The organism is Lactococcus sp. UBA7128 (assembly GCF_002492185.1).
Taxonomy (GTDB): Bacteria; Bacillota; Bacilli; order Lactobacillales; family Streptococcaceae; genus Lactococcus; species Lactococcus muris.
This window is the reverse complement of sequence record NZ_DKXK01000064.1, coordinates 1-11,685: the sequence shown is the minus strand read 5'-3', so window position 1 is coordinate 11,685 and position 11,685 is coordinate 1. Positions and strand designations below refer to the sequence as shown.

At 39.5% G+C, this 11,685-nt stretch carries 9 protein-coding genes, 1 tRNA gene and 1 pseudogene; all 11 read right to left on the bottom strand.

The features are described from left to right. Positions 1–204 precede the first annotated feature (204 nt). The 11 genes and pseudogenes from greA to tig all read right to left on the bottom strand — a co-directional run bounded on the left by greA (position 205) and on the right by tig (position 11,515). A complete protein-coding gene (gene greA, locus B4H39_RS07000) occupies positions 205–678 on the bottom strand; it encodes a transcription elongation factor GreA (protein WP_202230724.1) in 474 nt (157 codons plus the stop codon). Positions 679–701: 23 nt separating this feature from the next. Next, positions 702–2,804 carry an endolytic transglycosylase MltG gene (gene mltG / locus B4H39_RS06995; protein ID WP_251423251.1) on the bottom strand — a complete coding sequence of 701 codons (2,103 nt, stop codon included), beginning with the start codon at positions 2,802–2,804 and terminating at the stop codon, positions 702–704. A gap of 105 nt (positions 2,805–2,909) precedes the next feature. Then, positions 2,910–3,470 (bottom strand): DNA-directed RNA polymerase subunit delta, encoded by a 561-nt coding sequence (gene rpoE / locus B4H39_RS06990; protein WP_202230726.1) that lies wholly within the window; start codon positions 3,468–3,470, stop codon positions 2,910–2,912. Positions 3,471–3,627: 157 nt separating this feature from the next. Next, on the bottom strand, positions 3,628–4,140 hold the full coding sequence (locus tag B4H39_RS06985; RefSeq protein ID WP_202230728.1) for an adenine phosphoribosyltransferase: 513 nt from the start codon (positions 4,138–4,140) through the stop codon (positions 3,628–3,630). Continuing rightward, on the bottom strand, positions 4,130–6,364 hold the full coding sequence (recJ, locus tag B4H39_RS06980; RefSeq protein WP_271328259.1) for a single-stranded-DNA-specific exonuclease RecJ: 2,235 nt from the start codon (positions 6,362–6,364) through the stop codon (positions 4,130–4,132). Before recJ ends, B4H39_RS06985 begins: the two co-directional genes overlap by 11 nt. Positions 6,365–6,402: 38 nt before the next feature. After that, positions 6,403–7,050, bottom strand: a complete 648-nt coding sequence (locus tag B4H39_RS06975; RefSeq protein ID WP_251423257.1) for an SDR family NAD(P)-dependent oxidoreductase — start codon at positions 7,048–7,050, stop codon at positions 6,403–6,405. Further along, positions 7,031–7,963, bottom strand: coding sequence for a ribonuclease Z (rnz, locus tag B4H39_RS06970; protein ID WP_251423259.1), 933 nt, complete (start codon positions 7,961–7,963; stop codon positions 7,031–7,033). The genes B4H39_RS06975 and rnz overlap by 20 nt, the downstream gene beginning before the upstream one ends. A 168-nt stretch (positions 7,964–8,131) precedes the next feature. Continuing rightward, positions 8,132–8,203 (bottom strand) — tRNA-Arg (locus B4H39_RS06965). 205 nt (positions 8,204–8,408) lie between these two features. Continuing rightward, positions 8,409–9,076: pseudogene (locus B4H39_RS06960) on the bottom strand (phosphopentomutase); the annotation flags it as partial. A gap of 312 nt (positions 9,077–9,388) precedes the next feature. Continuing rightward, complete coding sequence (locus B4H39_RS06955; protein WP_251423262.1) at positions 9,389–10,075, bottom strand: HAD family hydrolase; 687 nt, start codon at positions 10,073–10,075, stop codon at positions 9,389–9,391. A 156-nt stretch (positions 10,076–10,231) separates the two neighbouring features. After that, complete coding sequence (tig, locus tag B4H39_RS06950; protein WP_251423265.1) at positions 10,232–11,515, bottom strand: trigger factor; 1,284 nt, start codon at positions 11,513–11,515, stop codon at positions 10,232–10,234. Positions 11,516–11,685: the final 170 nt, after the last annotated feature.

Below are 11,685 nucleotides of genomic sequence, written 5' to 3'. Positions count from 1 at the left end.
TTTTACTTTTTTACCAAAAATAGTGGTTGGAGCTTCCTTAATAAATAAAAGTATCCTCGAAGGACTGATGAAAAAGTCGAGAAAATCATCTTTCTCGACTTTTTATACAAAATACAAGCAGCACTTACTTATCTTTAAACGGCTTATTTCATTTAAGAAAATATGTCAAATATTTTTCAGCGCCCATCCTATAGAGATAAGTTTTTATTTTACATCCACAATCTTGACTTCGATTTCACCCATAGGTAATGGAATGTTTACAACATCACCTACTTTACGACCAATCAAAGCCTGAGCGATTGGTGACTCATTCGAGATTTTTCCTGCAAACGGGTCTGCTTCAGCAGTACCAACGATTTGATATTCTTCTTCCTCGTCATCACCTACTTCTTGGAAAACTACAGCCTTACCAAGTGCAACTTCATTCTTATCGATATTGGCGTTGTCCACGATTTCAGCGTAACGAATCATTGTTTCCACTGTAGAAATGCGTCCCTCAATAAAAGCTTGCTCATCTTTTGCTGCTTCATATTCTGAATTTTCTGAGAGATCTCCGTAGCTGCGGGCGACTTTGATGCGCTCAACAACTTCTGGACGTTTTACCAATTTAAGGTTATCTAATTCTTGTTCTAGTTTTTCCAGACCTTCTTTGGTCATAGGGAAAGTTTTTTCTACCATTTTTTTATCCTTTTTTAAGTTAATTAATTACCTGCTGCAATCGCGTCATTGACATACTTTTGAACATTTATATTTTGCTCTTCAAGTGTCTGGGCAAAATAAATCTTCCCTTCTGTATCTGCAACAAAGTAGAGATAGTTATTCGCAGTCGGATTTAATACCGCTTTGATTGCCGACAAACTTGGACTGACGATTGGTCCTGGACCAAATCCAGGGTACAAGTATGTATTAAATGGCGAATCTAGTTGTGTATTAATTGCAGCCTGCTGATCAAGTGAAGTATCCTTACCAAGTTTTCCTTCAGCGTAGAAGATACCTGTATTTGAGTCTAAGGTCATGCCCAAATCCCTGCGGTTAAAGAAGACTTGCGCCACATTGCGACGGTCATCATCACTTCTTGCTTCCTTTTCAACAATAGCTGCTAAACTCAGTGTTTCATTAACTGAAAGACCTGCAGCTTCCATTTTATCGTAGAGTGGTTCAAGTTGGGTATTCATTGATGAAAGCATTGTCTGAATCAGACTTTCAACAGTTGTTTTCTTCGTATATTCATAAGTCGCTGGGAAGAGATAACCTTCGAGCTGATACTTCACGCCACTGTCTTTTGCTGGCAAGCTTGCGAGAAGTTTCGGAAACTCTTTTTTCATTTTTTCGATGAAAGCTTGATCTTGAATCACCTTCATGAAGTCTTCTTTACTAAAAGGAGTTTTCTCATCCTTGCTGTCTGAATTGACAGTAACAGCTTGGGCAATTTGCTCCAATGTATAACCTTCTGGAATCAAAATTTTACCCAGAGTTGGTTCCACAGGATGTTCCGTTCCTCCCTGTTCTAGAAGGGTCGCGATTTCAGATAAACTCATACTTGGTGCAAGATTGTAATAACCACTCTTGAAACCGCTGAAATTTTTAAACTTCGTATAATACTGGAAGATCATTCCATTTTTAATAATGCCTTCTTTTTGTAAGATGTCACCGATTTGTTTGCTGCTCGCTCCCGCTGGAATATTAACAGGCCGCTTCGTTGTTTCTGATGCATTCAGGGGTTGCACCCCTTCTTTGATAAAGTTATATCCGTAAAAGCCTGTGCCCGCAGCCGCTAGGACTAAAACTGCTACGATAATGGCAATAATCTTGCCAGAAGAAACTTTCTTCGGAGCTTTTGATTGCTTAGACTTTTTGGAAGGTCTCTCGGAATTCTCTGCTTTCGCTCGGCGACTTCTTCGCTTGCTTTGCATCTCCTCTGTAGGCGCTTCTCCTTCTGAATCTTCTGACGAAGCAGCACCTGTTCCTTTTGGATGGCCATCAGGTTCTGAATAACTTTGTCCATTTATTGACTGAAGCATCTGCGCTCGAACTGCTGCAAAGTCGGAGCTTGCCCCCGATACAGGCTTTTCAGAAGCTATACTCTCTGATGCTTCTGAAACTTTTGAGCTTTCTACCTTATCTTTTATTTCATGCACACTAAGTCCTTCAGATATTTCAGATAAAGAACCACCATATCTAGGCACCTTTACCTGTCCTTCAGACTCTGAATAGCTTTGCTTTTGCATGGACTGAAGCATCTGTGCTCGAACTGTCTCAAAGTCAGATTTTGTCCCTGATACAGTTTTGTCAGAAACTCTACTCTCAGGTGACTCTGGAGTTTTTGGAAGCTTTGGACTATCCTTTGTTTCATTAGCAGCCAATCCTTCAACCATTTCAGATGAAGAGCTACCATGTCCAGCCCCGTTGGCTTGTGTCTCAAGCTCTGGATATTCTTGCGCACGCATGGACTGAAGCATTTGTGCTCGAACCGTTGCAAAGTCAGGTTCCTCTCTAGATACAGCACTTTCAGAAACTGTATTGTCAGGTCCTTCTAAAACTTCCGAAGTTTCTCTCTTACTATTTGTTTGACGATTATCAAGTTCTTCAGTTAACTTAAATGTCGTTGGACGTTTAAAATTTGAAAAATCAGTCAGTTCTCGTCGAGAACGTCTACTATGAGATGAAGAAAGCTCTTTGTTAGATTTACGCGCATAGTTTTCAAAGGTTCCATCCGTATTCGCTCGATTTCCTTCTTCAAGTTCACGCAAGATTTTTTCTTTGAAACTCTCTCGCGAAAACTTCTCCGTGTCTTTATCTACCAAGGTTAATCCTCCTTATCACGCTTGTCCTATCAAAGAGAGGATAAAGCGCAAGTTTGTTAGGTAATATTTACAAAAGCGAGGTCAGGGACCTCACTCTTTTATATTTTAGCTCTCTTCTGAGTCACTGTCGTCGTCATCGTCGTCCTCTTCATCAAGTTCAACGTCTTCATCCACATTATCCAGTTCCACTTCTGCAAGCTCAGCATCATACGCCTGAACTTCGTCTTTTTCATCGTCTGGATTTTCATCGTCATAAGTTAGATCATCCGTCTCATTGCCTTTATCAATGTGTTCATCTTCAGGATCCACTTCATCTTCGATACCAAATGCATTGACTTTTGTTCGTTTTTTCGCTGTTTTTTCTTCTTCGTCCTCGATTTCATCAAGAGCGATTACTTCCTCATCTATTTCATCAATAGCATACCATGAGCGAAGGCCCCAAACATTATTTCCTAGTGGAATGAAACTTCCATCTGTATTCATTTCTGTATAAAAGCGTGCAATTGTGGCTTTAATTTCATCATCGGACTTCTTCAAGTAATCTTGAACTGTGTTCAAAATTTCAGCAAAAGCCATTTCTTCACCGTTCTGTTCCAAAATTGCATGAGCAACTTCAATCATTGAAAGTTCTTCAATTTTTTGTCCTTCTAATGCTTCAATTTTCAAACTTTTGTGCTCTCTTTCAGATTTTCTTTTTCTATATTATATTAAATTCGCGCCATTGTCAATATGTAAACGGATTTAACGCGGTTCATCATGTGTAGGTTTTAGTAAACATCAAAATAGCAATGAAAGTCCAGCCAAAACCGTCTCTCAGTAACTTTTAGTAATGCATCAAAACTTTGTAATCATAGTCACCAAGCTTTTCACGCCCTTTGAGTGCATCCAGTTCGATAAAGAAGGCACAGCCTACAACGATACCTCCAAGACGTTCAACCATCTCAATGGTTGCTTTTACCGTCCCACCTGTTGCCAGTAGGTCATCAACAATCAAAACACGTTGCCCTGGCTTAATAGAGTCTGCGTGCATCGTCAGAGTATCTGTCCCATATTCTTTTTCATAATCTGCTGAAATAACCTCGCGTGGTAACTTCCCTGGTTTACGAACAGGGGCAAATCCTACGCCAAGTGCAAAAGCAACTGGGCAGCCAACGATAAATCCACGTGCCTCTGGTCCAACAATCACGTCAATTTCTTTATCACGTGCATACTGCACAATTTCTGTCACTGCATAGTTGTAGGCATTGCCATCAGCCATAAGTGGTGAGATATCACGAAAAATGATACCTTCGGTTGGATAATTTTCAATCGTTGCAATGTAATCTTTAAGTTGCATCTGCATTTTCCTCTTTTAATTTTTTATAGATTTCTTTGACAGGCGATAAGGCAAAAAGCTCTTGAAATTTCACAATTTCTTGGAGTTCTTGATAAATACCACTCTCAGAGATATCCCGTTTTTCCGCTGCTTTGTTAACAGTCATCATGCCGTCTTCAATCGTCACAAAGTTCAATTCTTCAAAAATTTGAATCATTTTTACCAACAAGATTTCTGGTATTTTTAAATAATTTGCCAAGTTTTTCAACTTAAAGCGCACATCAAATTCCGGATACTGATAAATCGTTTTATAGAAACGGGCAAACTGTTCACGGGTCCCTGCTCCTGTCAAATAATAATTTTTCTTGATGTTATTTTTAAAATAAATCAATGCAAAATCCTGCTCATGTATTAATTTAGCCAAAACAGATAAAGCGAGCTTGTTTGTTGGGGCTTCCTCAATAATAAGCACTTCTTCCATTGTACCATTTTTCACTTCATTATGGACAAAACGTACTGTATTTTGAGGTAATTCAATTTGTCGGCTTCGTATATCTAAAAGCTCTATGCCATTCACTCTAGCGTCTTCGACCATAAGCTGAACCGCTGTTGTGCCGTTCCAAGTATTGCTTGATAAGCTGGCCACAAGCTCTGTATCACTTTGCTCAAACTCCAGACTTTCAGAACCATGCCCAAAATAAACAGCATCTAACATCTGTCCGTTTTGGTTTAGCTTTAGCTTCAAATGACTGTTGTCTTTACCCATGCTGCGCGCCTGCTCAACTTTATAGTTCTCAATAAGAAAATGAGGTTTTGGATTGTCCATACCATAGGGAGCGAGCTTAGACAAACTGTGAATCGTTTCTAAACTTATTTGTTCAAACTGAAGTCTCCCCTGAACGCCCAGTGTGCTCTTCTTTGACATATCAATATCATTTTCCGCAATAAAGTCAAGCATCACTTGCTTAATCGCATCAAGATTCTCTAGAGAAAAAGTCATGCCAGCTGCTTGTTTATGTCCGCCAAAAGCAATGAATAAATCCCGATGTGCATCTAAAGCTTCAAAAATATTGTAACTCTCAGTAGAGCGCGCAGAGCCTCGAAGGATACCTTCTTCTTCAGCTAAAAGAAGTACTGGTTTGTGAAATTGGTTAAGAAGACGTCCAGCAACAATGCCCAGCACACCTTTGTGCCAATCTTTATGATAAAGAATTTGTACAGGCTCGTCTGTCATCATGGTTATTGCTTGATTGAAAATAGTCTCAACAATGGCCTTACGTTCCTTGTTTTTCTCATCAATCATCTGAGCAATATCCGCTGACATTTCTTCATCCCATCCTGTCAACAATTCAATCGCTGGATTGGGATCAGCCAAGCGTCCAAGAGCGTTAAGACGAGGCGCAATTTGAAAGCCAATTGTTTCCTCATTTATCTGATCAAAATTCGTTTCTGAAAGCTTCATCAGCTCCAATAATCCCGCACGCTCTGTATTTGCTAATACCTTAAGACCTTGACTGACTAAAATTCTATTCTCATCTGTAAGACTGACCATGTCAGCAATAGTTCCTATAGCTACTAAATCCAGCATATCCGAGGGGATATAGTCTAGGAGAGCTGTCGCTATCTTAAAGGCCACACCAACACCCGCTAAATATTTGAATGGATACTCTGATTCAGGATGCTCTGGGTGTACGATAGCATAAGCGGCAGGTAATTCTTCTGGCATACTGTGGTGATCCGTCACGATGACATCTATCCCTTGACTTTGCGCATAAGAAATAGCTTCATGTCCAGCCACGCCATTATCCACAGTGATAATCAAGTCAATGCCTTCGTTTTGGATAAAATACTTATAAACATCAATGTTCGGACCATAACCATCCGTGAAGCGATTAGGTAAATAAACTTGAACTTCCGCACCTAATTCATCCAAAGCTGTCTTCATCACAGCACTGGCCGTCATGCCATCCGCATCATAATCTCCATAGACTAAGATATTCTGACCATTTTCAACGGCCTTCAGTATTCTCTTTACCGCCTTGTCCATATCATGCAATAAGAACGGATCATGCAAGTCTTGAAGGTCTGGATTCAAAAAGGATTTGACTTCCTTTTCTTCCCTTATCCCCCGTTGCCATAAGATTTGTGCTGCCAACTTGTCTAATTTATATTTCTTACTTAACTTAAGAAACTCATCCGGCAACTCCGACTCAGTGACATCCCATATATATTTTGATTTAATCAAGTTTCCTCCACTTCATCTGCAACTATTTTTTTAGAAACTTATTTGTAATTGAAAAATTTTCTGCCTACAAAGTCAACACTCCTTGGAAAAAGAGCACGTAGCTTTGCAACGACAGCAAGCTGAACAGGGAGATTTATTTCCCTTTTCCTTTTTCCAAGCGCCTTTTCAATTTTAGAAGCAACATATGCCGCACTGATTGCATTTTTGCCTACCTTTTCAAGATAAGCCCTATTGTCCTTATGAAACTTTGTCCGGACAGGCCCAGTATTAACTGTGGTAACAATCAGTTCGGGCTTTTCTAAACGTAAGGCATCTGAAAAAGCCAGAACTGCTGCTTTTGAGGCGGCGTATACCGTTGACTTAGCTGTAGGTAACTTTCCCGCCATTGAAGCAATGTTGATGACTTGTGTTTGGGGCTGCAAGTCACGTGTCAGCTTCATCAAGTCCAGCGTATTGACCTTAAACATCTCCTCAATCTGGTCATCCGAAAGATTTTCCAGTTCTTCAAATTCACCAAAACCCGCGTTATTGATAAGAATATCTACTCTTTCAGGAATTTCGGGATAAGGGAGAGAGCGGCTCATCAAGATAAGATTATCATTTTGTAAACGTTGGATAAGCTCTTGGGCAATATCTCCGCTAGCTCCAGTGATGACGATATTTCTTCTAGTCAATTTTTTCTTCATAAAAATCTTTTGCCACATAGGAATTCTCGTGAATGCCTCTTGCTTCTTGCGCAAGCTGCGCAACCAAGGGACCAACATAACGTGCACTAATGTGCGTTAATATCAAGCGATTGGCAGCTGCCTCTCTTGCAACATCAGCTGCCTGTTTTGCTGTAGAGTGTCCATGACGTCGCGCCATTTTTGACTCTTTCGCTTCATAAGTCGCCTCATGAACCAAGAGATCTGCACCAGCAGCAAGTCTCACTGCACTTGATGTACGTCGTGTGTCACCCAGTATCGTCACTACTTTTCCACGTTTATCTGCTCCGATATAATCTTCAGGTCGAAACACCTTCCCTTCGTACTCCACTGTTTCACCCTTCTTAATTTTGCCAAAGAGCGGACCAAAAGGCAAGCCGGCTGCTTTCAGTGCCTCAGCATCAAGTTCCCCTACACGGTCTTTTTCAACTACACGATAACCTAGACAAAAAATCGTATGGTCCAAGATGTCTGCATAAACTTCAAAAGTATCATCTTCAAAGATTTTCCCAGCCTCATCAAGCTCATAAAAATTAATCCTATAACCAAGACGTGTACCAGATACGCGCAAAGCGGTCATCACAAAGTCCTTCAAACCTTTTGGACCATATAAATCTAAATTCGTATGCTCCTCATCCTTACTTGAGCCTTGAAAAGAGCGGCTTGAGAGAAATCCAGGCAAACCAAAAATATGATCACCATGCAAATGAGTAATAAATATTTTTGTAATTTTCCTCGGTCTTATTGATGTTTCCAATATCTGGTGCTGCGTCGCTTCCCCACAGTCAAAAAGCCATATTTCATTTCGTTCATCCAGCATTTTCAAAGCAATAGCTTGAGTTTTTCTGGTTCTTGAAGGTTGACCTGCACCTGTCCCTAAGAATTGAATTTCCATATTTCCCTCAATCTTCTATTTGTAGTCTATGTTTTTCACTGATGTCAGCAGATAAAAAATATCTACTACCTTGAAGTTCACAGCATTCTTCTAGGGTAAAAAGAAGAACATAATGTAAAAAACATTGTGCAGTTCACAATGTTTTACAGTGCTTAACATAAAAATTTATCCGTCTGGAGGGAATCGAACCCCCATCGCAAGAACCGGAATCTTGCGTGATATCCATTACACTACAGACGGCACTGACAACTCTATCATTTTACAGGAAAAGCAAGGAAATTTCAAGTCCCTTTATCTACAAAAAATTACTCAAAATCTTTCATCACTCAACTCAATAGAGTTGCTCGTCTCAGCTCACTTCGCTATTTACTTTGTTCTTTTTGAGGCTTCTTAACCTTGAATTCTAAATCACGAAAGGAAATTTCCCCACTATAAGGTCGTCCTCTTATTCAAAAATTTCACTTAGGAAAGATTTCCCGTTTTGGGGCGAATCAACGCCAAAATAAGCTGCGACTGTCGCTCCAACATCAGCCATCGTCTTTCTTTCTCCGATATTCTTGCCATAGATGCCTGGACTGTGAATAAGTAGGGGAACACGTTCACGCGTATGATTAGAATGTCCAATCGTTGGATCATTACCATGATCTGCCATAACTATGCGTACATCTCCTTCATTTATTAAAGGAAGGAGTTCCTCAAGCCGCTTATCACTACGTTCTAAACGGTCAGAATAGCGCATCACATCTTCTGCATGTCCAGCAAGGTCGTTTCTTGGATATTCAATGCGACAAATCCATTGTCTATATCTTTAACTTCACTCATCAGGTCGTCAAACAGTATGTCTGAATCGACACCAGGAAAAAGTCAGGTACTGCTCGTTTGGATAATGTCCGCTACTTTGCCTAAAAACGAAACTGTAATTCCTTTCTTATCCAAAATGGCCGGTGTCTGCACATTTTTATCAATCCCATAACCAAGATGAACAACTTGATAACCATTATTATAAACGCATGACTCCGGTGCATCAACACCTGCGATTTCATTGTTTTTCACTTTCATTGCAGAAAGCAGATCATCAAGCGTAATCTTTTTACCACCAAAAGTAATGACGCGAAAAAGAGGATTTTAAAAAGTCTTGTCCTTACTTGCTCAAGCATAAGACTGCTATCCAAAGAGGCATTGTCTCCCCTTATTCCCCTGGTCCTCTAGAAGGCTCAACAACCTTTGGAAGCTTGTTAAGCGCATTGCCTTTTGGCTTTGGGCGTTTTGACCACCTTGGAAAACATATTTTACTCCAAAAAATACTTGTCAAACACAACTAAAAAGCTGTCAGACCGACAACTTTCTTATAGTCACTGTAACCCATTTTTAGCCATTACCCCCGAAGACTTGACTGAACCAAAATATTTTCTAAAACGCAAACATTTACAAAAAGTCTTCAAGAAAGGCAGCAATATCTTCGTAATTCTTATCTGCAACTGTATTTTTTTCATGACCGATATAAGCTGTAGCCAAGCCTAGTTTCTGGGCTGGTATGATATCATGTTCCAATAAATCTCCTACCATAAGAGTATGCTCAGGCTCAAAAGCTTCTTTTTCAAGAAGGTGACAAAAGGCTGCAGGATCTGGCTTACTAAAACCTGTTTCAGCGGAAATGTAGACTGGAAACATATTTTCAAAACCAAAACGTCGAATTTTTTCTCTCTGTTCCCAACTTTCACCATTGCTCAAAATCGCAATACGATAGTTCTCCGATAACTCCTTCATCTTGGCGAGAAGAGTAGAATCACTCTCTATTTCTTCAAGCAGGACTGTAAGAAAAATATCAAAAAAAAGTCGAATAAAATTTTCCTTATAATTGATAGCATAGTAGTCCAGAACCATACGAACACGTTCTTCGCGCAGTTGCTCAATTGTTAATTTTCCTTCATGAACCTGCGGCCACAGTTGCGCATCAAATTCATGGTATTTCCACATAAAATCATCTATTGAAAAACCACTATCAAAAGTAATTAAATCTAAAAAAACCTTGCGATGTGCTATTTCCCAATATTTTTTAAAAGGGAAAAGAGTATTGTCCCAGTCAAAAATAATATTTTTTATCTCATCCATGGTTGAAAATCTCCTCCCCCACTTTATTAAAAGTCTATCATTTTACCTTTTTTATATCAAATTAATTAAGCCTAACTCTAATAGCAATACATCTCAAGGAATAAAAAAGCATATCAAGCATGGTCGTAACACCTCATTGATATACTTTTATGATTTCTATTTAACTTTAGCTGAACTTGTGATTGCTTCCACAGCTTTCTTCATCGCGATATCATGTTGGAGCATGTCAACTGGAAGAAGTTTTTCAACTTGTTCCACTGGCATGTTGTATTGTTCAGCCAACTCTGCAATTTCAGCTTTAACTTCTTCATCTGTAGTTTCAAAGTTTTCAGCTTTCGCAATAGCTTCAATAACAAGGTTTGTACGCACACGTTTACCAGCATCAGCTTGATACTGTTCATGCAATTGTTCTTCAGTTGTACCCGTAATTTGGAAGTACATTTCTGGAGAAATACCTTGTTGCTGCATACCACCAAGAAATTCATTCATTGCACGGTGAACTTCCTCATGAATCATTTCTTCAGGAATTTCTTTGATTTCAGCATTAGCTACAGCTGTTTCGATGGCTGCTGTTTCAACAGCATCATTGTAAGCTTCCTCTTTCGCAGTTTCAAGTTCTTTACGGAACTTAGCCTTAAGTTCATCTAAAGTCTCAACTTCTTCGTCGATATCTTTAGCCAACTCGTCATCAAGTTCTGGAACTTCTTTCGCTTTTACTTCGTTAACTTTAGTTGCAAAGACTGCTTCTTTACCTGCAAGTTCTGTGGCTTGGTAGTCTTCTGGGAAAGTTACTTTGACATCAATTTCATCACCTGCTGAAGTACCCACAAGTTGTTCTTCAAAACCTGGGATAAATTGACCTGATCCAAGTTCTAGACTATGGTTTGCACCTTTTCCACCTTCAAATTCAACACCATCAATTGAACCAACAAAGTCAATAACAACAGTGTCTCCATTTTCAGCTTTACCTTCTTTGACCGTCAACTCAGCAAGATTATTTTGTTCTTGAGTCAAACGTGCTTCTACTTCTTCATCAGAAACTTCTTTCGTTGCATCTACTGAAACTTCTATGTTTTTGTAGTCGCCAAGCTGAACTTCTGGTTTAACAGTTACTTCCGCTGTTAACTCCCAGTCTGAACCTTTTTCCATTTTAGTGACATCAATTTTTGGTTGTGCAACCGGCTCAATACCTGCTTCTTTTACAGCTGCATCATAAGCAGCTGGCAGTACAGCATTCAAAGCTTCTTCAAAAAGCGCTTCCTCACCATACATGCGGTTAAACATTTGACGGCTGACTTTACCTTTACGAAAACCTGGAACTGAGATATTACCTTTTACTTTATTGAAAGCTTTGTCAAGACCCTGTTTGATTGTTTCTTGATCGATTGAAAATGAGAGTGTACCAGTGTTAACACCAGTTTTTTCAAAACTTGCAGTCATTAATTATTTCTCCTTATTTATGAGCCCTGAGCTCAGAAATTTCATACCTCATTAGAATAGCATAAAAACTGACTTAATTCAACTTTTTGAGCAAGTTGTTCCCCAGAATCTGCTTTGTTTAAAAATAAAAAAAGAGCTGAAAACTCTGGCTCTGTCAACTCTGCGGTGGT